Below are 20,689 nucleotides of genomic sequence, written 5' to 3' on the forward strand. Positions count from 1 at the left end.
GGTGACGCCGATGCGGGCGTGATGTCGGTGCGAGGGGCGAAGATTCGCGGGTGTCCGACGTGGTGACTCGCGGCGGTGGACGTTGGGTCCTGCACCTGGACCTCGACGCCTTCTTCGCCTCGGCCGAGCAACTGACCCGGCCGACCCTTCGGGGGCGACCGGTGCTCGTCGGCGGTCTCGGCGCGCGCGGCGTGGTCGCCGGGGCCAGCTACGAGGCTCGGGTCTTCGGGGCGCGGTCGGCGATGCCGATGAGCCGCGCGCGCCGGCTGGTGGGGCCCGCGGCGGTGGTGCTGCCGCCGCGGGGCGTGCTCTACCAGACCCTCAGTCACACCGTGTTCGAGGTGCTGCGCGAACAGATCCCCGTGCTCGAGACGCTGTCGCTCGACGAGGCGTTCGCCGAGCCCGCCGAACTCGCCGGCGCCGCGCACCGGGAGGTGGAAGGGTTCTGTGCGCGGCTGCGTGAACAGGTGCGGGACCGCACCGGTCTCGTCGCGTCCGTCGGCGCCGGCTCCGGCAAACAGATCGCCAAGATCGCCTCGGGCCTCGCCAAGCCCGACGGAGCGCTGGTCGTGCGGCCCGAGGAGGAGCTGACACTGCTGCACGGTCTGCCCGTGCGCAAGCTGTGGGGGATCGGTCCGGTGTCGGAGGAGCGGCTGCGCCGGCTGGGGATCGACACGATCGGGGACCTGGCGGCGCTGCCGGTCGCGGAGGCGGCGTCGATCCTGGGTGCGACGGTCGGTCCTGCGCTGCACCGGCTCGCCGGTGGGCACGACGATCGGCCGGTCCTCGAACGCGCCGACGCCAAGCAGGTCAGCGCCGAGACGACGTACCAGACCGACATCGTCACGCTCGCCGAGCTGCGACGCGCCGTCACCACCGCCGCCGACGCCGCGCACCGCCGGCTGCGGCGCGACGGTCGCGCCGCCCGGACCGTCGTGCTCAAGTTGCGCAAGGCCGACATGAGCATCCTCACCCGGTCGTCGACGTTGCCGTACGCCACCGAGGACGTGGCGACGCTCACGGCGGCGGCGCAGCGGCTCGTGCTCGATCCGCTCGAGATCGGCGCGATCCGCCTCGTCGGTGTCGGCCTCGCCGGGTTGTCCAGCATCCGGCAGGACTCGCTCTTTCCCGAGCTCGAGCAGGCCCCGGAGGGCACGGTGGAATCGTCGCCGCAGGTCCGGCCCGAGCGGGCCGCGCCGCCGGCGGGACCGCGGTGGCGTCCCGGCACGGACGTGCGGCATCCGGAATTCGGGCACGGCTGGGTGCAGGGCGCCGGACACGGCGTGGTGACGGTCCGCTTCGAGACCCGCTCGTCCGGACCGGGCCCAGCCCGCACCCTCGACGAGAACGATCCCGCCCTGTCCGAGGCCGATCCGCTCGCCGCACTCGGGTGAATGCGCGTGCCCCGCCGCTCTCAAAGTCTTCTTACTACCGCCGGGTACGCTTACGGGCGATCCGCTGTCCCGGTGGAGCATCCGCTGCTGGATGAACCGAGCACGGTATCCGTGCACGATCGAGAACGAGAAGGACGAGAACTTGAAGCTTCGCAAGATCACTGTCGCCACGGTGGCTGTGGCCGCCGCCCTCACGATGTCCGCCTGCAGCTCGGACGACGGAGGTAGCTCGACCTCGACCTCGGCGAAGACCACCACCAGCACCACGACGGCCGTCGCGCAGTACCCGCCGGTGCCGACCGTCGAGGATCTCAACGCCATGCTGGCCAAGGCGTTCGACGAGACCGTCCCGGCCGAGGAGAAGGTGAACCTCGTGCAGGGCGCCGAGCAGGATCCGGCACTGATCGACCAGGTCGCCGCCGCCGCTGAGCAGGCCGGCGCGCAGATCACCGTCCTGGACGTCAACGACAACCAGAACGGCACGGTCACCGCCGGAATCGAGACCCTGCTGGCCGGTGCGCAGCAGCCCGCCGTCGGCACCGTCGACTTCGTCGCCGAGGACGGCGTGTGGAAGCTGTCGAAGAACAACGCCTGCGCCATCGTCGCGACCGCTCAGCTGCAGTCGCCCGCCTGCGCCTGACGAAGACCGACGCGGCGGCCGGGGCGGAGATTCCGCCCCGGCCGCCGTCACGTCCGGCGGGCGCTCAGGACTGCCAGCGCACCCGGTCCACCAGGGTCTGTGCCAGGCGCGTGGTGCCCGCGGGATCGCTGTAGGCCTGTTCACCGCCGACAGTCAGATCCCCGGCGATCGGGAGCGGCCGGCCCAGGTCGATCGTCATCGTGCCCTCGCCTGTCATCTCGTACCGGTCGATGTTCAACTGGCCGGACCCGTTCGGCAGAGCCCAGGTGGACTCCCGTGGGGTCTGCGTGATGCGCAACTGCACGGTCAGCCGGTCGCCGTCCCGTTCGAGCAGGCTCGCGGTGGCGACCTGATCGAGCGCCATCCCGCTCATCACCTGCTGGTGGATCTCCCACACGGCACCCACGCCGATCTCGTCCTCGGGGAACGACACCATCCGGTACACGGCCTGGTAGAAGGCCTGTTCGACGGCCGAGCGGGCGATGTCCGCGGAGTCCGGGGTGGGGTCGAGCCGCAGCGCGCTCACCGCCCCGGACGGCGACATCGTCAGCCCCGCCTCGGATCCCTCGGCGGGACCGAGCGCCGCGGCGAGGGCCGCGTCCGGGGATGTCGCATCCGCGATCCGCAGGTCCACGAGGCTGCTCGGCGCGGTGTCCGACACGGCTTCGCCCACGGTTGCGGTGAGCGGCAACGTCAGTTCGGGGGTGGAGAAATCCTGCTCCGGCTGATCACCGATCGACTGGAAGACCTGCGAGGACGTCGTGAGCGCCACCTGCTGGGTTGTGCCGGCGGGCGGGGTGAGACGGATCCGGCTGCGCGGCTCGGCCCCCGGGTCCAGGACCACCGCGGTGACCGCGGCGACGGGCACCGTGACCTCCGTCGAGGTCGCCGTCGAGGCAGGGGCCGCGCCGTCGGCGGAGTTGCCACACCCGGCGAGAAGGGTGGTCAGGGACAGGGCCACACCGAGGGAGCGGGCCCTCGGGCGGGCGAATCTGGGCAGCACAGGCACGCACCCCAGGGTAGCCACGGCGGGCGGGGTGGCCGTCGTGCTCCTCCGATGGGGGATGATGACAAGGTGACCGACGACCCCACCGAGCACGATGCCCACCCCGACACCGTCGCGGAACCGAGTGCGTCGGCGCCGGCCGACTCCCCGGGGAAGGATGCGCCCGCGCCGGTCCGGCGACTGCGTGCGCTGCTCGCCCTCGCCGCGGTGGTCTTCGGCCTCGATCTGCTCACGAAGATCCTCGCGGTCCACTACATCGACCCGGCCGACCCGATCTCCGTCGTCGGGGACACGGTGACGTTGACGCTGGTGCGCAACCCGGGTGCCGCCTTCTCCATGGCGACCGGCATGACGTGGCTGCTGACCCTCGTCGCGGTCGCCGTCGTGGTGGGTGTGGTCCGGATCGGCCGCACGTTGCGGTCGGGGTGGTGGGCCCTGGGACTCGGACTCGTCCTCGGCGGAGCGCTGGGTAATCTGGTCGACCGGATCTTCCGGTCCCCGGGCCCGCTGCAGGGGCACGTCGTCGACTTCGTGTCCGTCGGCTGGTGGCCGGTGTTCAACGTCGCCGATTCCGCCATCGTCTGCGGCGCGATCCTGCTCGTCGCGCTGACCGTCTTCGGCATCGAACCGGACGGCTCACGCAAGACCGACTCCGCCCGCAGCAGCAGAAAGGAAGCACACCAGTGAGAGAAACCCGGGCGATGCCCGTCCCCGACGGGCTCGACGGGATGCGGGTCGACACGGGCCTGGCACGGCTGCTCGGCCTGTCGCGCACGGCGATCGCCGCCCTGACCGAGGAGGGTGCCGTCCTCGTCGACGGCGCCGCCGCGGGAAAGTCGGACCGGCTGTCCGCCGGTTCGTGGCTCGAGGTGGAACTGCCCGAGCCGCCGCGGCCGCTGACCATCGAGGCGACCCCGGTCGAGGGCATGGAGATCCTCTACGCGGACGACGACATCGTCGCGGTGGACAAGCCCGTGGGCGTCGCGGCGCACGCGAGCGTCGGCTGGACCGGACCGACCGTGATCGGCGGCCTGGCCGCAGCCGGGTTCCGGATCTCCACCTCCGGCGCCCACGAACGGCAGGGCATCGTCCACCGGCTCGACGTGGGAACCTCCGGAGTGATGGTCGTCGCGACGTCCGAGCGTGCCTACACGGTGCTCAAGCGGGCCTTCAAGCAGCGCACCATCGACAAGCGCTACCACGCCCTCGTGCAGGGACACCCCGATCCGAGCAGCGGCACGATCGACGCGCCGATCGGCCGGCACCGCAGCAGCGACTGGAAGTTCGCCGTCACCGCCGACGGCAAGCCCAGCATCACGCACTACGACACCGTGGAGGCGTTCCAGGCCGCGAGCCTGCTCGACATCCACCTCGAGACCGGCCGCACCCACCAGATCCGCGTGCACTTCTCGGCGCTGCGTCACCCCTGCTGCGGGGATCTGACCTACGGCGCCGACCCGCGCCTGGCGGAGCGGCTCGGTCTCGAACGCCAGTGGCTGCACGCCCGCTCTCTCGGGTTCGCGCACCCGGCCGACGGACGCTGGGTCGAGATCACCAGCAAGTACCCGGCCGACCTCGAGCACGCGCTCGCCGTGCTGCGCAGCGCCTGACCGTGCGGCGCGTGTCCCTGCCCTGGGCGGCGACGGCGGCACTGCTGCTGGCGGTGCTCGCGGCCGGACTGCTCACCCCGCCCCGGCCGGCGACGGTGCGCACCGACACGCTCGGTCCGGACCACGGCGAGGCGGTCGCCGGCTACCTCGCGCGCGCCCAGGCGAGCGTCGAGTCCGCCACCGGCGAACCGCGGTGGGCACTGGTCTCCTTCACTGCGCCGGTGCCGGTCGAGCAGGCGGCGGCGCTGCCGGGAGACCCCCGCATCGCGCAGGTGCTGTTCCGCGTCCCGATCGAGCGGGTGCAGACCCCGCTGGTCGCGGTCGACGTGCCCGAGCACCCGGAGGCGCTGCGGCGTGCGCCTGCCGTCGCGGCGGGCCGACTGCGCCAGGCGGCCGGCGCCGACCGGGCCGCGCGTGTCGCCGCGGTCTCGGCCGATCGCCTCGCGGACGGGTGCGCCTGCGTCGTCGGCGTCGTGGTGCGCGTCGCGCCGGCGGCGGCGACCGAGCTCGCCGCCGCCCCCGGCGTCCGCGCCGTCGAACTGCTGCCGCCGGACGCCGTCGCGGGGGCGTTCTCGGTGAACCCGCTGCTGCCCGAGCACGTCGACGTCGTCGCTCCGGGACCGGACGACGGCGAGCCCTGAGCCCGGTCGGCGGGACAGGCGCGTCGCCACTGGGTACGGTGACGCCGTGGCACGGGTTCTGGGGTACCTCGTGGTGGCGCTGCTCGCCGCGGCCGGTCTGCTGTGGCCGCTGCTCGCCGGGCTCGACACCGGCGAGGCCTCCGAGGCGGCGGATCCGGCGCGGATCACGAACTACAGCGTCGACTACGCCGTCGACGCCGACGGCGGCCTCACCGCCACCGAAACCGTCACGGTCGACTTTCCGGCCGACCGGCACGGCATCTTCCGGTACTGGGACGTCACCACGGGCGCCGACCCGCACGTGCGCCACATCCCCGAGATCGTCTTCGTCGAACGTGACGGCGAGCCCGAACCGTACGAGACGAGCTGGGAGCAGGGCCGCCGACTCGTCGTCGCGAAGATCGGCGACCCCGACGTGTACCTGGAGCCGGGCACCCACACCTATCGCCTCGCGTACACCACGGAGGGGGTCCTCGACCCGCCGGGCGCGGCCGCCGGCACGTTCGACACGGCCGCCGGGACGGCGGCCCCGGTCGGATCGGTCTTCCACTGGAGCGTGGTACCCGGCGGGTGGGAGATGGCCGTCGACCGTGCCGACATCACGGTGCGGCTGCCCGCGGCGTCGGGCGTGGTCGAATGTGCGGCGCCGGGGGCGACCTGCGTCCTCGGCGGGGCCGGCACCGACACCGTGTCCGTCGGCGTGACCGGGCTCGCACCCCGCACCGCGGTGAACGTGCGCATCGGGCTCGGGCTCGACGCCCCGGCCCGGAGCACGGTGCCCTGGTCGGTCGCCTGGGATCCGATCGTCGGCCGGTCGGCGCCGATCGTGGCCCTGGTCGCGGCGTCGAGTCTCCTCGCGTTCGCCGCCGCCGCACGATGGGCCTGGACGGCCCGCGAACCCGAGCCGGGGTTGCCGGTGCTGTACGCGCCGCCGGACGGTTTCGGACCGGTGCAGACCGTCTACGTCGCCTCCGAACGCCCCGGACCTGCACCGCTCGCGGCCACGCTGCTGTACGCCGCAGAGGAGGGGCTGGTCGAGTTGCGTCCCGCCGGGACCGGCAAGAAGTCGGACGTGTGGGAGGTCCGGGGCGTCGCCTCCGCGGACACGTGGGCGGCGACCGATCCGGTGACCCGGGCGGTCGGCGACGCGCTGCAGATCTCGTACCCGGGGGCGGTGCTGCGGGCCGACGGCTCGAAGTCGGCGGGGGAACGGCTGTCGAAGGCGACGACGGAGCTGGCGTCCCAGTGCCGGATCTGGGCCCGCAACGAGGGTCTGGTGGCCCCGTCCACGCGCGAGCGCCTCGGTAAGGCGGCGGTGGTGCTGGCGCTGGTGCTCGCGGTGGCCGGGTTCGCCGTGCCGGTGTGGCCGAGCATGTGGGGCCTGCCGGCGGCGGCGTTCGTGTTCGGGGGCTGGGAACTGCTGCGCCCGGAGGCGGGGACCCGGCGCACCGCGAAGGGCCGCGAGCTGTGGTCGCGTGCCGGCGGGTTCCGGCGCATGCTCGTGACCCCGTCGAGCGAGGACCGCTACCGGTTCTCGGCGGAACAGGACCTCTACACCCGCTACATTCCGCACGCGGTCGCCTTCGGCGTGGCCGAGAAGTGGGCGGAGAAGTACCGCACGGTCACCGGGGCGGAGCCACCGGTGCCGGCGTGGTACCCGTATCCGGTCGGAGTGCACGGATTCGCTTCCGGGGCAGGAGGATTCGACAGTTTCGAGTCGGCCCTGTCGTCGTCGATCGGCGCGTACACCGCGTCCCAGTCCTCGTCGTCGGGCGGTGGCGGCGGCGGCGGTGGTGGCGGCGGGGGCGGCGGCTCCTGGTGACCGAGTGGTGAACGAGGCACCGGCGCGCCCGCACCGGTGCCGGGCAGCGGAAGGAGGGCGGTCCCATGGTGACCGCAGTCGTGATCGTCGTCGTGCTGGTGGTGGTGCTCGTCGCCGTGTTCGTGGTCGGGTTCAACCGGCTGCGCCGCGCCGACGTGCTGGCCCAGGAGGCCCTGGGCGGCATCGACGTGCAACTGAGCCGGCGCGCCGACCTGGTGCCGAATCTCGTGTCGACGGTGCGAGGCTACGCGGCGCACGAGAAGAGCGTGTTCGAGGAGGTCACCGCCGCGCGCACCGCCACGTCGCGGGCCGCCTCCGGCGGCACGGTGGCGGAGAAGGCCCAGGCCGACGCGCGCCTCGAGAAGGCGATGTTCGACGTGCTCGCCGTCGCCGAGAACTACCCGGACCTCAAGGCCTCGGCCAACTTCCTGGACCTGCAGCGTCAGCTGGGGGAGACCGAGGACCAGCTCGCCTTCGCCCGCCAGTACTACAACGACGCCGCAGGCCGGCTCAACACGTCGCTGAAGACCATCCCGTGGATGTTCTTCGCAGGGCCGGCAGGGGTGCGCGAGCGCGAGTTCTACACCGCCCCGGCGGGCACGGAACTGCCGCCGACCGTGTCGTTCTGATCGCCCCGGCGCGCTCCGGAGCATCCGCCCGCCCTACCGTTGACTGGTGAGCAGCACCGCATCCCGCCCCGACACCGGCATCCTGTTCGGACTCGGCGCCTACCTGACGTGGGGGATGTTCCCCGCGTTCTTCGGCCTGCTCGAACCCGCCGGAGCCGTGGAGATCCTCGCCCACCGGGTGCTGTGGACGCTGCTGGCGATGCTGCTGCTGCTCGCCGTCCTCGGCCGGCTCGGCTCGCTGCGGGGACTGGGGGTGCGGGTGTGGGCGCTGGTCGCGGCGGCCTCCGCGGCCATCGCCGTCAACTGGGGCACCTACATCTACGGCGTGGTCTCGGGTCGGGTGGTCGAAACCGCACTGGGCTACTTCGTCAACCCGCTGGTCAGCGTGCTGTTCGGGGTGCTGTTCTTCCGGGAGCGGCTGCGCCGCGCGCAGATCGCGGCGCTGCTCGTGGCGACCGCCGCGGTGGCGGTGATCACCGTGGACTACGGGCGGCCGCCGATCATCGCGCTCACCCTCGCGTTCTCGTTCGCCCTGTACGGGGTGATCAAGAAGATCGTGCCGCTCGACCCGCGCACCTCGCTGACGGGGGAGGGCGTCGTCGCCGTGCCCTTCGCGGCGGGCTACCTGATCTTCCTCGCCGTCACCGGCACCGGCACGTTCCTCGGTCACGGCGCCGGGCACTCGCTGCTGCTCGTGTCGGCCGGGCTCGTCACGGCGCTGCCCCTGCTGCTGTTCGGTGCGGCCGCCCAGCGGGTTCCCCTGGTCACCCTCGGCATGCTGCAGTACCTGACGCCGAGCCTGCAGATGGCGTGGGGTGTGCTGGTCCTGCACGAGGACATGCCCGCCTCCCGCTGGATCGGGTTCGGGCTGATCTGGATCGCGCTCGCGATCTTCACCGCCGACGCCGTGGCCCGGGGTCGCCGGGCTCGCGGGACGCTCGAGCCGGTCCCCTCGAGTGCACCGCAGTAACACCGGTCACGACACGCCGTCCGGGCCGGTGTGGCGGTCCGATCCCGTCGCCGCGGGGGCCTACACTCGGGATGCTCACAGACCTTCCGGGAGAGGCACGCGTGGCTGACTCGTTCGTTCATCTGCACAACCACACCGAGTATTCGATGCTCGACGGAGCCGCGAAGGTCGGTCCCCTGTTCAAGGAGGCCGAGCGGCTGGGGATGACGGCGGTCGGGATGACCGACCACGGGAACATGTACGGCGCCAGCGAGTTCTACAACGTCGCCGAGAAGCAGGGCATCAAGCCGATCATCGGCATCGAGGCCTACATCGCGCCCGAGTCGCGGTTCAGCACCAAGCGCGTGCAGTGGGGCGACCCGAGCCAGAAATCCGACGACGTCTCCGGCTCGGGCTCGTACACGCACATGACGATGGTCGCCGAGAACGCCACCGGGCTGCGCAACCTGTTCAAGCTGTCGTCGCTCGCGTCGATCGAGGGGCAGCTCGGCAAGTGGGCCCGCATGGACGAGGATCTCATCGCCCACCACGCCGAGGGCATCATCGCCACCACCGGTTGCCCGTCCGGGGAGATCCAGACCAGGCTGCGTCTGGGCCACGAGCGCGAAGCGCTCGAGGCGGCCGCGAAGTGGCAGGAGATCTGGGGCAAGGACAACTTCTTCCTCGAACTCATGGACCACGGCCTGTCCATCGAGCGTCGGGTCCGTGAGGGCCTGCTCGACATCGGCCGCAAGCTCGACATCCCGCCGCTGGCGACCAACGACTGCCACTACGTCACCAAGGACGCCGCCGAGAACCACGAGGCGCTGCTGTGCATCCAGACCGGCAAGACGCTCTCGGATCCGACCCGCTTCAAGTTCGACGGTGACGGCTACTACCTGAAGTCCGCCGCGGAGATGCGGGCGCTGTGGGACGACGAGGTGCCGGGCGCGTGCGACAACACGCTCCTGATCGCCGAGCGGGTCCAGCCCTACAAGGAGGTGTGGACCCACCGGGACCGGATGCCGATCTTCCCCGTCCCCGAGGGGCACACGCAGGCGACGTGGCTGCGCGAGGAGGTTCTGCGCGGGCTCGACCGGCGATTCCCGGACGGCGTGCCGCAGGAGTACCTCACCCGCGCCGAGTACGAGATCGGCGTCATCAACGAGATGGGCTTCCCCGCCTACTTCCTCGTCGTCGGTGACCTGATCAGCCACGCTCGCGAGGTCGGCATCCGCGTCGGCCCCGGCCGCGGTTCGGCCGCGGGCTCCCTCGTCGCCTACGCGATGGGCATCACGAACATCGACCCGATCCCGCACGGTCTGCTGTTCGAGCGGTTCCTCAACCCCGAGCGCGTGTCCATGCCCGACATCGACATCGACTTCGACGATCGCCGCCGCGGTGAGATGGTGCGCTACGCCACCGACCGGTGGGGGGCCGACCGCGTGGCCCAGGTGATCACCTTCGGCACCATCAAGACCAAGGCCGCGATCAAGGATTCGGCCCGCGTGCAGTTCGGCCAGCCCGGATTCGCCATCGCCGATCAGATCACCAAGGCGCTGCCGCCGCCGATCATGGCCAAGGACATCCCGGTCTCGGGCATCACCGATCCGAACCACGAGCGGTACAAGGAGGCCGCCGAGGTCCGGGCGCTGATCGAATCCAACCCGGACGTGAAGAAGATCTACGACACCGCGCTCGGCCTCGAGGGCCTGATCCGCAACGCGGGCGTCCACGCGTGCGCGGTGATCATGTCCTCCGAACCGCTGATGGATGCGATCCCGCTGTGGAAGCGGGCGCAGGACGGCGCGATCATCACCGGTTGGGACTACCCGTCGTGCGAGGCCATCGGCCTGCTGAAGATGGACTTCCTCGGTCTGCGCAACCTCACCGTCATCGGCGACGCGATCGAGAACATCAAGAACAACCGCGGCATCGACCTCGACCTCGACACGCTGCCGCTCGAGGATCCGCCCACGTACGAACTACTGGCCCGCGGCGACACCCTCGGCGTGTTCCAGCTCGACGGCAGCGCGATGCGGGATCTGCTGCGCCGAATGCAGCCGACCGGGTTCGAGGACATCGTCGCCGTGCTCGCGCTGTACCGGCCCGGACCGATGGGCATGAACGCCCACAACGACTACGCCGACCGCAAGAACGGCCGGCAAGAGGTCAAGCCGATCCACCCCGAGCTCGAGGAACCGCTGAAGGACATCCTCGCCGACACCTACGGTCTGATCGTCTACCAGGAGCAGATCATGCAGATCGCTCAGAAGGTGGCCGGTTACTCGCTCGGACGAGCCGACATCCTGCGCCGCGCGATGGGCAAGAAGAAGGCCGAGGTCCTCGCCGCCGAGTTCGAGGGCTTCGAGGAGGGCATGCTCGCCAACGGTTTCTCCAAGCCGGCGATCAAGGCCCTGTGGGACACGATCCTGCCCTTCGCCGGGTACGCGTTCAACAAGTCGCATGCCGCCGGGTACGGCCTGGTCTCCTTCTGGACGGCCTACCTCAAGGCCAACTACCCGGCCGAGTACATGGCGGGCCTGCTCACGTCGGTCGGCGACGACAAGGACAAGGCCGCGGTCTACCTGTCCGACTGCCGCAAGATGGGGATCACGGTGCTGCCGCCGGACGTCAACGAGTCGCGGGTGGACTTCGCGTCGGTGGGGGAGGACATCCGATTCGGCCTCGGCGCGGTCCGCAATGTCGGCTCCAACGTCGTCGCGTCCATCATCCGCGCGCGGGAGGAGAAGGGCCGGTTCACCGACTTCTCCGACTACCTCAACAAGATCGACGCTCTCGCGTGCTCGAAGAAGGTCACCGAGTCGCTGATCAAGGCCGGCGGCTTCGACTCGCTCGGCCATCCCCGCAAGGGCCTGATGCTCGTGCACGCCGACGCGATCGACGCGGTGATGGGCACCAAGAAGGCCGAGGCGATCGGGCAGTTCGACCTGTTCGGCGGCGCGGATGCCGACGAGTCGGTGACCTCGGTGTTCAACGTGAAGATCCCCGAGGAGGAATGGGATACCAAGCACAAGCTCGCCCTCGAACGGGAGATGCTGGGACTGTACGTGTCCGGGCATCCGCTCAACGGCGTCGAGCACGTCCTCGCCCAGCAGGCCGACACCGCGATCCCGACCATCCTCGAAGGCGCGATCAAGGACGGCGCCCAGGTCACCGTGGGCGGCATCCTGGCCTCGGTGAACCGCCGCATCAACAAGAACGGCCTGACATGGGCGTCGGCTCAGCTCGAGGACCTCGCCGGCGGGATCGAGGTGCTGTTCTTCCCGCAGTCCTACTCCGTGTACGGCATGGACGTCGTCGAGGACTCCGTGGTGCTGGTCAAGGCCCGGGTGTCGGTCCGCGACGACCGGATCTCGTTGATCGCCAACGATCTTGCCGTGCCCGACCTGTCTCAGGTGGGGGTGGCCAAGCCGCTGTCGGTGTCGATGCCCACCCGGTTGTGCACCCCTGACAAGGTGGGTGCGCTCAAGAGCGTGCTCACCCGCCACCCGGGTACCTCGGATGTGCACGTGCGGTTGATCTCCGGCAGCAAGGTGACCGTGCTGAAGGTGGACGACAGCCTGCGGGTGGAGCCCTCGTCTGCGCTGATGGGGGATCTCAAAGCCCTGCTCGGGCCGGCCTGCCTGGCGACGTGACCGGCTCCCGGGACGGGGGCGGTCAGGGCTCGCGGCGGTAGTGCAGCAGGCGGGCCCACCACACGACGGTGGCGGTGCCAGCGGCGGCGAGCACGGCGGTCTGCGCGTCCGCGGTGATCGCGAACAGCGCCAGCAGCACCAGGACGGCCGCGACGAGCGCCTCGAGCTTGTACAGCGGCCATGCGGTTCCGGCCACGTCGACGGACGCGGGCCGGCGGCGGACGCGAGCGGGCGAATCCGTCGTCATCTCGACCTCCGTGCGCCTCGGGGAATCCGTTCACCAGGCTACTCGCAGACTTGTGTTCGGGCCACCGAACTTTGCCGATCGCGGGGGTGATGTCGGACCCGGGCGGACGGATCCGCCCGGTGCGCTGCGGCGGAGTGCGCGCCGGTGTTGACTGGAGCCATGCCTCTCACCGGAGAATACGAACCGAGTCCGTCCCAGTGGGCCGCCGATCAGGTGGCGCTGTACGAGGGTTCCGGCGGCACCGAGGGCACGACCCTCAACGGCCGGCCGGTGGTCGTGCTGACCAGCCGCGGAGCGAAGAGCGGCAAGCTCCGGAAGACCCCGCTGATGCGGGTCGAGCACGACGGGGCGTACGCGGTGGTCGCCTCGCTCGGTGGTGCCCCGACGCATCCGGTCTGGTACTTCAACGTCCGGGCGGATCCGCACGTCGAACTGCGTGACGGGCCGACGGTCCGGGACATGACCGCCCGCGAGGTCCACGGCAGGGAGAAGGACCTGTGGTGGCGGCGTGCGGTCGAGGCGTTCCCCGACTACGCCGAGTACCAGAAGAAGACGGATCGGGAGATCCCGGTCTTCGTCCTCGAGCCCCGGTAGCGCGCGGGGTCCGGCGGCCGCGGCAGCGGACGCAGTGGCGAAACCCGCATTGGGGGTTCCGGGTCGGTAGTGGCAGCATGGGTAGGTGACCACTACTTCGCGAACCGCTGATCCGATGCACCTGCCCGCCCTGAGCGTGGCCGACATCGAGGCCGCGGCGGAGCGAATTTCCGCGGTCGTCGCCCCCACACCGCTCGAGTACAGCGAGCGGCTCTCCGTCCTCACCGGGGCGAACGTCTATCTCAAGCGCGAGGATCTCACCCGCGTGCGCTCGTACAAGCTGCGCGGCGCCTACAACGTCATGGCGCAGCTCTCCCCGGCGGAACGCGAGGCGGGTGTGGTGACGGCCAGTGCCGGCAATCACGCACAGGGCGTGGCCTACTCGTGCCGGGCGATGGGGGTCCGGGGCCGGATCTACGTGCCCACCCGGACCCCTAAGCAGAAGCGGGACCGGATCCGCGCGCACGGCGGGGCGTTCGTCGAACTCATCCCGACGGGTGACACCTTCGACGCGGCCGCCGCGGCGGCCGCGGAGGACGTCGCGCGGACCGGCGCGACGATGGTCGCGCCGTTCGACGACGCCCGCACCGCGGCGGGTCAGGGCACCATCGCCCGGGAGATGCTCGATCAGCTGCCGGCGGCGCCGGACCTGGTGCTGGTTCCGGTCGGCGGCGGTGGCTGCCTGGCCGGCATCGCGGCGTACCTGCACGAGAAGTCGCCGCACACCTCGATCGTCGGGGTGGAACCGGCCGGGGCGGCGTCGATGACCGCTGCCCTCGTCGCGGGCGGGCCGGTGACCCTGCCGGAAGTGGATCCGTTCGTCGACGGAGCCGCCGTGAAACGGGTCGGCGACGTGCCGTACGCGGTCGTCTCCCGGCTCGGCCCCGAGATCGTCTCCCACGCGAACCTGCCGCTGGTCGCGGCGCTGCGCAACGACGGCCTGGGCACCGGGCCGTTCGGGATGACCCAGGTCGACGAGGGCGCCGTGTGCACGGCGATGCTCGACCTGTATCAGAACGAGGGCATCATCGCCGAGCCGGCGGGGGCGCTGTCCGTCGCCGCGCTCGAGGGGCTGACCGTCGCGCCGGGTGCGACGGTGGTGTGCCTGATCTCGGGGGGCAACAACGACGTCTCCCGCTACGGGGAGGTCATCGAGCGTTCTCTGGTGCACCGCGGTCTCAAGCACTACTTCCTGGTGGACTTCCCCCAGGAGCCCGGGGCGCTGCGACGGTTCCTCGACGAGGTGCTCGGTCCCGACGACGACATCACCCTGTTCGAGTACGTCAAGCGCAACAACCGGGAGTTCGGTGCGGCGCTGGTCGGCATCGAACTCGGCACGGCCGACGGTCTGGCGTCACTGCTGGCGCGGATGGACCTCTCGCCGATCGAGGCGCAGCGGCTCGAGCCGGGCTCGCCGGCCTACCGCTATCTCACCTGAGCCGGACGGGATCCCGGCGGGGGAGCGCCGTCCCCCGCCGCGGTCCGCGGCGGCCGCTCAGCGCCAGGGGGCGCAGACCAGCCAGGGGCCGAACCACCAGCACGGGGCCGGCGGACCCCACCGGTTCCGTTCCCAGCCGCGATCGTGGTCCCGGCGGTCGCGGTGGTCGCGGCGATCCCAGTCGTTGCGGTGATCGGTCTGCTCCCAAGTGATCCCGATCGGCGCCGGGGCGTCGGCGGGTGCCGCGGCCGCGACTCCGGCCGGGGCGAGAGTGAGGGTGGCGGCGAGGAGTGCGCCGACGGTGGCAGTCCGGAGTTTCATGGAAATACACCCCGAGAAGCGTGTGCGTGCAGGAAGATTCCCCGACTACTCTTGACCGTACTCGGGACGGTCGGCGACAATCAAGGGTTCTTCGTCCCCAGGAGCCGGGCGACGACGCGCCTGTGCAGTTCCGGGTCGGGCTTGGGCAGGCCGAGCATCGCGCCCAGGTAGATGCCGTCGCCGACGAGGCGCACGATCTCGGCGGTGACCGGGTCGTCGATCTCCGCGCGCAGCCCCTCGTCCCACGACCGCAGCACCTCGACGACCGCCCGGTGCACGTCGTCGTGCCGGCCGTCGGCGCTGCGCAGGGCGGCCACCGTGGACCGGAACAGGTCCATCTCCGCCGAGTCGCCGGTCTCGTCCGGGTCGGCGAGGTACCACTCCGCGACCGGGGTGCCGCCCGCGACGGCGTCGGCGAGTCGGGCGTCGCCGCGTTCGCCGAGGCGCCGCACCATGGCGGCGAGCATCGCCTCCTTGGTCGGGAAGTGGTACAGCAGACCGCCTTTCGATACCCCTGCGGCGGCCGCGACGCCCTCGAGCGTCACCTGGGCGACCCCCACGTCGACGAGGGTGCGTTCGAGGGCGTCGAGGATCCGGTCGCGTGTGTCGGAGGCCATGGCCCGATCCTACCGTCCGTTTCTGTACCGTCCGGACGGTAGGTGCTACCGTACTTTGTGTACCGGCTGGACGGTTCAGTGTGGAGGGACGAAGGATGACGAACACCGGGCAGATGCCGCCGGTCCACCCGGCGGACGCGGGAACCGGGCATGCGCAGGCCGGCGTGCGCACCTGGGCGGGCCTGGTGGTGCTCGCGGGTGCCGTGCTGCTGATCGCGGTCGATGCAACCGTTCTCGACCTCGCCCTGCCCTTCCTCAGCGCCGATCTGGCCCCGAGTGGGGTCCAGCTGCTGTGGATCATCGACGTGTATTCGTTCGCCGTGGCCGGTCTGCTGGTGACGATGGGCGTGCTCGGCGACCGCGTCGGCCGACGCCGGCTCCTGCTGATCGGTGCCGTCGGCTTCGCCGCGGCGTCGGTGCTCGCGGCGTGGGCGCCGAGTCCCGAGCTGCTGATCGTGGCGCGGGCACTACAGGGTGTCTCGGGCGCCACCCTTATGCCCGCCACCCTGGGACTCATCCGGCACATGTTCACCGATCCGCGGGAGCGGACCGTCGCCATCGGCGTGTGGGGCGCGATGGCCGGCGGCGGGGCCGCCGCCGGCCCGCTCGTCGGCGGCTGGCTGCTCGAGCACTTCTGGTGGGGGTCGGTGTTCCTGATCAACCTTCCGATCATGGCGGTCCTCGTGGTCGCCGCGCCGTTCCTCGTCCCGGAATCGCGGGATCCGCACCCGGGCCGCTTCGACCTGCCGGGGGCCGCCCTGTCCCTGCTGGCCGTGGTACCGATCGTCTACGCGGTCAAGGAGACCGCGCTGCACGGCCCCCGCGTCGCGGCGCTGGTCGCGCTGGGGGGTGGTCTGACGGCCGCCGTCGCGTTCGTTCGTCGCCAGCGGAGCGCGGCGGATCCGCTGCTCGACCTCACGCTGTTCCGGCACCGCGAGTTCTCGGCCGCCGTCGCGACGAATCTGCTGTCGATCTTCGCCCTCGCCGGGGTGTTGTTCTTCGGTTCCCAGTACCTGCAGCTGGTCCTCGGAGTCGGACCGCTGGAGGCGGGTCTGCTGATGCTCCCCGGCACCGCGACCAGCGCCCTGTCCGCACTCGGCGCGGCCTGGCTCGTGCGGCGCCTGCCGGTGGGAACCGTCCTGTCGGGTGCCCTGGCCGTCGCAGCCGTGGGCGCCGCCGTGCTGCTGGCGCTGGACACCGCGCACGGAGCCGGCGTGTTCGTCGCCGGTTTCGTCCTCATCGGCGTGGGCGTCGGCATCGCGCTGACCCTCACCACCGACCTGGTGGTCGGGGCCGCCCCGGCCGACCGGGCCGGCGCCGCGTCCGCGGTGTCGGAGACGGCCTACGAGCTCGGTGTCGCCCTCGGTGTCGCGGTCCTCGGCAGCGTCGTCACCGCCGTCTACCGGTCCCGGTTCGGCGTCCCGGGTGGGGACCACGAGTTCGATACCCTCGGCGGCGCCGTCGCCGCGGCCGGCCGCCTGCCGGCGGCCGAGGCGGAGATCCTCCTCGAGTCGGCGCGCTCCGCCTTCGTCGCCGGCACCCACGGTGCCGCGGCCGCCACCGCGGCGATTCTGGCGGCCACTGCCGTGCTCACCCTGCGGATGCTGCGCCCGCGATGACCCGTCAGGTCCGAGGTGCAGCGGCGGCGTCGAGAACGACGAACGAATGCCCCGGGACGAGGGTCGCGGAGGCGGTCCGGTTGACCACCACCGGCTCCCACCACACGAGGGGAGCCCCGCCGAAGGGCACGGTGACCGGGTCGGGTCCGAGGTTGCACGCCACGCGCAGGCTGCCGCGGTGCAGCACGATCCAGCGCTCGTCCTCGTCGTAGTCGACGTGCAGGTGCTCGAGCCACGGATCGGTCAGCTCGGCGCGTTCGCGGCGCAACGCCAGGAGCTGCCGGTAGCAGTTGAGCACCCGTGCGTGGGCGGGTTCGGTCCGTTCGGCCCAGTTCAGCGTCGACCGCCGGAACGTCTCCGGATCCTGCGGGTCGGGGACGTCCTGGGCGTCCCATCCGTGCTCGGAGAACTCGCGCCGACGTCCTTCGGCGGTGGCCCGGGCCAGCTCGGGTTCCGGGTGGGAGGTGAAGTACTGGAACGGTGAGCTCGCGTCCCACTCCTCGCCCATGAACAGCATGGGGGTGAACGGGGAGGTCAGCACCAGCGCGGCCTTGACGGCGAGCTGACCGGGGTCGAGGTAGTGGCCGGGCCGGTCGCCGACCGCCCGGTTGCCGACCTGGTCGTGGGTGCACGTGTAGGCCAGCAGGGAGCTCGCCGGGAGGCGCCCGGTGTCGAGCGGCCGCCCGTGGGTGCGCCCGCGGAAGCTCGAATAGGTGCCGGCGTGGAAGAACCCGTGCCGCAGGGTGCGGGCGAGGCAGTCGAGCGAACCGAAATCGCCGTAGTAGCCCTGCCGCTCCCCGGAGACGGCGGCGTGCACGGCGTGGTGGATGTCGTCGTCCCACTGCGCCTGCAGGCCGTAACCGCCGGCTGCGCGGGGCGAGATCATCTTCGGATCGTTCAGATCGCTCTCCGCGATCAGGCTGAGCGGACGGCCCAGATGCGCCGACATCCGGTACGTCGCGACGGCCAGCTCCTCGAGCAGATGCACGGCGGTGTGGTCGACGAGAGCGTGCACCGCGTCCAGGCGCAGCCCGTCGATGTGGAACTCCCGCATCCAGCGCAGGGCGTTGTCGAGGATGTAGCGGCGCACCTCGCCGGAGTCCGGACCGTCGAGGTTGACCGACGCACCCCAGGTGCCCTGCCCACCGGACAGGTACGGCCCGTAGCGGTCCAGGTAGTTGCCGGACGGTCCGAGATGGTTGTACACCACGTCCAGGATCACCCCGAGGCCGCGGGCGTGGGCGGCGTCGACGAAGCGCTGCAGGCCGTCCGGACCGCCGTAGGGCTCGTGCACCGCGTACCAGAGCACACCGTCGTAACCCCACCCGCGGGTGCCGTTGAAGGCGTTGACCGGCATGAGTTCGACCAGGTCGACACCGAGGTCGACGAGATCGTCGAGCCGGGCGACGGCCGCGTCGAAGGTGCCCTCCTCGGTGAAGGTGCCCACGTGCAACTCGTACACCACCCCGCCGGCGAGTTGCCGGCCGGTCCACGACGTGTCGGTCCAGGCGCGCTCGTCGAGCGTGTGCAGCTGGGACAGCCCGTGCACCCCGTCCGGTTGCCGCGGGGAGCGCGGGTCGGGCAGCACGGTCTCGTCCTCGTCGAGGAGGAAGCCGTAACGGGCACCGGGGGAGGCGTCGACCTCGGTGCGCCACCACCCCTGGTCCTCCCGGCGCATGGAGTGAACGGTGCCGTCGACGTGGAGCCGGACGGATTGCGGGGTCGGAGCCCAGACCTCGAAGGTGTGCACCCGATCAGCATGCCCGCTCGCCGCTGCCGCTGCAGACCTCCGGAATCGGCTGCAGTTCCGATGCAACCGATGCTGATAAGCTGAGTTCGATGTCCCAGCATGCCAAGAGGGCCTACAGTTCACCGCTGCGTGAGGAGGCTGCGCGCCGGACGCGAGCGACGATCGTCGACGCCGCCGCCCGGCTCTTCGTCGACCGCGGGTACGTCAGCACCACGGTCAGGCAGATCGCCGAGGCTGCCGGGGTGGCGGTGCGCACGGTCTTCACGGCGTTCCCCGGCGGCAAGTCCGAACTGTTCCGGGAGGCGCTCGACGCCGCGGTCGCGGGCGGGTCCGCGGTTGCCGTCGGCGACGAGCCCGCGCCGGGCCGGGGGCCACGTCCGGGACGGGTCGCGACCGGAACCGCGGGCTCGGACGCCGAACGCATCGTCGAGCAGGTCGTCCGCTACGGCGCCGACCTGCTCGAGCGGGCCGGCGGTCTGCTGATGACCTCGGTCGAGTCCTCGGGTGCGGACCCGGACATGCGCCGGTTCGCCGACGAGGACGCGCGCGCGACCGCGGACAACGCGCGCACCATCGCGGACGGGCTGCACCGGCACGGATTGCTGCGCGACGACGTGAGCGTGGAGCACGCGGCGCACGTGTTTTACACGCTGGGTTCTCCGCAGGTGCATGCCCTGCTGCGCCGCGACTGCGGCTGGGACGTGGACGAATACCGGGCGTGGCTCACGGCGACCCTGCGGGCGACGCTCCTGCGCTGAGCGCGGCCGCGGGCCCGGCCGCCCGCACCGCCCTCGGGGTGGTCCCGAAACGGGCCCGGAACGCCGTGCCGAACGCACTGAGCGAACCGAAGCCGGACGCGAAGGCGATACCCCCCACGGACACCGCGTTCCAGCGCGGATCCTCGAGGCGGCTGCGGGCGCGGTCCAGCCGCCGGGCGCGGAGCAGTTCCGCGGGCGTGGTGCCGGCCGTCCGCAACGCGAGCTGCAGTTGGCGCAGCGACCAGCCCAGCTCGCGGGCCATCGACGCCGGGGTCAGATCCGGGTCGTCCGAACGTTCGTCGACGTAGGCCCGGGCCGCCTCGGCCACCGCCTGCAGGCCACCGGGACGGAGGGGGCCGTGGGTATCGGCCAGGACGAGGGACACGAGCTCGATCACCCGTGCGCTGATCGCGACGAAGGCGGGGCCGGACAGCGACGTGCGTTCGCGGGCCAGCGTCCGCGTCATGGTCCCCGCCACCGCCCCGACGCCGCGGCGCAGGTCGAGCACACTCGGGCCGTCGGCGACGGCCCGATCGGGCAGGCAGCCCTCGGGGACGGTGAGCACCCACGCCCGGGCGTGGGCGCCATGGACGAGCTCGAACGGGCGGGCCATCGACACCAGGGCCGCGCGCCCGACGGGCACCGGCAGTGCGTGCCCGCCGTGGGCGACGGTGAGCGCACCGGACTTCGGCACGAACAAGCGCATGCTCCGGTCGTCGTCCCCGCGGACGTGCCGGGCGGTCCGCGCGTAGGTGATGCGATCGGACCAGAACTCGACGAGCTGGTGACCGCCGCAGCGCTGCACGTGTGTGGCCCCGACGAAGCCGGCCGGGGCACGCTCGTCCCGATCGGGGAACGAATAGTCCAGGGTGCCGTGGTTGAACCGCACGTGGTCGGTCCAGAACTCGGCGCGGTCGCGCTCCGGCACCCGGCCCGTCGTCGTGAACCGCACCTCGTACTCCGCTGCCACCGTGACCTCCTCGTCGGCCGTGCGC

Annotated in this window: 19 protein-coding genes; 13 read left to right on the forward strand and 6 right to left on the reverse strand. The window is 71.6% G+C overall.

What is annotated here, in order from left to right:
• The first annotated feature begins 50 nt into the window (after nucleotides 1-50).
• Both RR3_RS08750 and RR3_RS08755 read left to right on the forward strand, forming a co-directional pair.
• A complete protein-coding gene (locus RR3_RS08750) occupies nucleotides 51-1,394 on the forward strand; it encodes a DNA polymerase IV (RefSeq protein WP_010594398.1) in 1,344 nt (447 codons plus the stop codon).
• A 142-nt stretch (nucleotides 1,395-1,536) separates the two neighbouring features.
• A complete protein-coding gene (locus RR3_RS08755; protein WP_026138151.1) occupies nucleotides 1,537-2,034 on the forward strand; it encodes a WKL family lipoprotein in 498 nt (165 codons plus the stop codon).
• A gap of 64 nt (nucleotides 2,035-2,098) precedes the next feature.
• Here the strand turns inward: RR3_RS08755 and RR3_RS08760 are convergent, their stop codons facing one another.
• Entirely contained in the window at nucleotides 2,099-3,043 is a 945-nt protein-coding gene (locus tag RR3_RS08760; RefSeq protein ID WP_371851031.1) for a hypothetical protein, read from the reverse strand.
• A gap of 66 nt (nucleotides 3,044-3,109) precedes the next feature.
• Between RR3_RS08760 and lspA the strand changes: the two genes are divergently transcribed.
• The 7 genes from lspA to dnaE all read left to right on the forward strand — a co-directional run bounded on the left by lspA (nucleotide 3,110) and on the right by dnaE (nucleotide 12,350).
• The gene (gene lspA, locus RR3_RS08770; RefSeq protein ID WP_010594402.1) at nucleotides 3,110-3,727 is read left to right on the forward strand and encodes a signal peptidase II; all 618 of its coding nucleotides are present in this window, start codon (nucleotides 3,110-3,112) and stop codon (nucleotides 3,725-3,727) included.
• A 14-nt stretch (nucleotides 3,728-3,741) separates the two neighbouring features.
• Nucleotides 3,742-4,650, forward strand: coding sequence for an RluA family pseudouridine synthase (locus RR3_RS08775; RefSeq protein ID WP_017682382.1), 909 nt, complete (start codon nucleotides 3,742-3,744; stop codon nucleotides 4,648-4,650).
• A gap of 11 nt (nucleotides 4,651-4,661) precedes the next feature.
• On the forward strand, nucleotides 4,662-5,291 hold the full coding sequence (locus tag RR3_RS08780) for a hypothetical protein (protein ID WP_082061290.1): 630 nt from the start codon (nucleotides 4,662-4,664) through the stop codon (nucleotides 5,289-5,291).
• A gap of 46 nt (nucleotides 5,292-5,337) precedes the next feature.
• Nucleotides 5,338-7,113, forward strand: a complete 1,776-nt coding sequence (locus RR3_RS08785) for a DUF2207 domain-containing protein (protein ID WP_064066605.1) — start codon at nucleotides 5,338-5,340, stop codon at nucleotides 7,111-7,113.
• A gap of 65 nt (nucleotides 7,114-7,178) precedes the next feature.
• On the forward strand, nucleotides 7,179-7,742 hold the full coding sequence (locus RR3_RS08790) for a LemA family protein (RefSeq protein ID WP_010594407.1): 564 nt from the start codon (nucleotides 7,179-7,181) through the stop codon (nucleotides 7,740-7,742).
• Nucleotides 7,743-7,788: 46 nt separating this feature from the next.
• Entirely contained in the window at nucleotides 7,789-8,712 is a 924-nt protein-coding gene (rarD, locus tag RR3_RS08795; RefSeq protein WP_017682028.1) for an EamA family transporter RarD, read from the forward strand.
• Nucleotides 8,713-8,813: 101 nt separating this feature from the next.
• Nucleotides 8,814-12,350, forward strand: a complete 3,537-nt coding sequence (dnaE, locus tag RR3_RS08800) for a DNA polymerase III subunit alpha (protein ID WP_010594408.1) — start codon at nucleotides 8,814-8,816, stop codon at nucleotides 12,348-12,350.
• Between the two features lie 22 nt (nucleotides 12,351-12,372).
• Here dnaE and RR3_RS08805 read toward each other — a convergent pair whose 3' ends face one another.
• A complete protein-coding gene (locus RR3_RS08805) occupies nucleotides 12,373-12,597 on the reverse strand; it encodes a hypothetical protein (protein WP_010594409.1) in 225 nt (74 codons plus the stop codon).
• A 159-nt stretch (nucleotides 12,598-12,756) separates the two neighbouring features.
• On the opposite strand from RR3_RS08805, the gene RR3_RS08810 reads away from it, so the two are divergent.
• The gene (locus RR3_RS08810) at nucleotides 12,757-13,191 is read left to right on the forward strand and encodes a nitroreductase family deazaflavin-dependent oxidoreductase (protein ID WP_064066604.1); all 435 of its coding nucleotides are present in this window, start codon (nucleotides 12,757-12,759) and stop codon (nucleotides 13,189-13,191) included.
• A gap of 115 nt (nucleotides 13,192-13,306) precedes the next feature.
• Complete coding sequence (gene ilvA / locus RR3_RS08815; RefSeq protein WP_010594411.1) at nucleotides 13,307-14,629, forward strand: threonine ammonia-lyase IlvA; 1,323 nt, start codon at nucleotides 13,307-13,309, stop codon at nucleotides 14,627-14,629.
• A gap of 57 nt (nucleotides 14,630-14,686) precedes the next feature.
• Here the strand turns inward: ilvA and RR3_RS08820 are convergent, their stop codons facing one another.
• The gene (locus tag RR3_RS08820; RefSeq protein ID WP_010594412.1) at nucleotides 14,687-14,950 is read right to left on the reverse strand and encodes a hypothetical protein; all 264 of its coding nucleotides are present in this window, start codon (nucleotides 14,948-14,950) and stop codon (nucleotides 14,687-14,689) included.
• A gap of 80 nt (nucleotides 14,951-15,030) precedes the next feature.
• Entirely contained in the window at nucleotides 15,031-15,567 is a 537-nt protein-coding gene (locus RR3_RS08825; RefSeq protein WP_003938240.1) for a TetR/AcrR family transcriptional regulator, read from the reverse strand.
• A 95-nt stretch (nucleotides 15,568-15,662) separates the two neighbouring features.
• Here RR3_RS08825 and RR3_RS08830 point away from each other — a divergent pair, with 95 nt between their 5' ends.
• On the forward strand, nucleotides 15,663-17,186 hold the full coding sequence (locus RR3_RS08830; protein WP_064066603.1) for an MFS transporter: 1,524 nt from the start codon (nucleotides 15,663-15,665) through the stop codon (nucleotides 17,184-17,186).
• Between the two features lie 4 nt (nucleotides 17,187-17,190).
• On the opposite strand, the gene treZ is transcribed toward RR3_RS08830, so the two are convergent.
• On the reverse strand, nucleotides 17,191-18,936 hold the full coding sequence (gene treZ / locus RR3_RS08835) for a malto-oligosyltrehalose trehalohydrolase (protein WP_064066602.1): 1,746 nt from the start codon (nucleotides 18,934-18,936) through the stop codon (nucleotides 17,191-17,193).
• Between the two features lie 89 nt (nucleotides 18,937-19,025).
• Between treZ and RR3_RS08840 the strand changes: the two genes are divergently transcribed.
• Nucleotides 19,026-19,694: a TetR/AcrR family transcriptional regulator gene (locus RR3_RS08840; protein ID WP_010594416.1), complete on the forward strand. Its 669-nt coding sequence runs from the start codon at nucleotides 19,026-19,028 to the stop codon at nucleotides 19,692-19,694.
• Here the strand turns inward: RR3_RS08840 and RR3_RS08845 are convergent.
• Nucleotides 19,660-20,664, reverse strand: a complete 1,005-nt coding sequence (locus RR3_RS08845; protein ID WP_010594417.1) for a helix-turn-helix domain-containing protein — start codon at nucleotides 20,662-20,664, stop codon at nucleotides 19,660-19,662. The two genes, RR3_RS08840 and RR3_RS08845, sit on opposite strands and share 35 nt — an antisense overlap.
• Between the last annotated feature and the right edge of the window lie 25 nt (nucleotides 20,665-20,689).

The organism is Rhodococcus ruber NBRC 15591, from assembly GCF_001894945.1.
Lineage (GTDB): Bacteria > Actinomycetota > Actinomycetes > Mycobacteriales > Mycobacteriaceae > Rhodococcus > Rhodococcus ruber.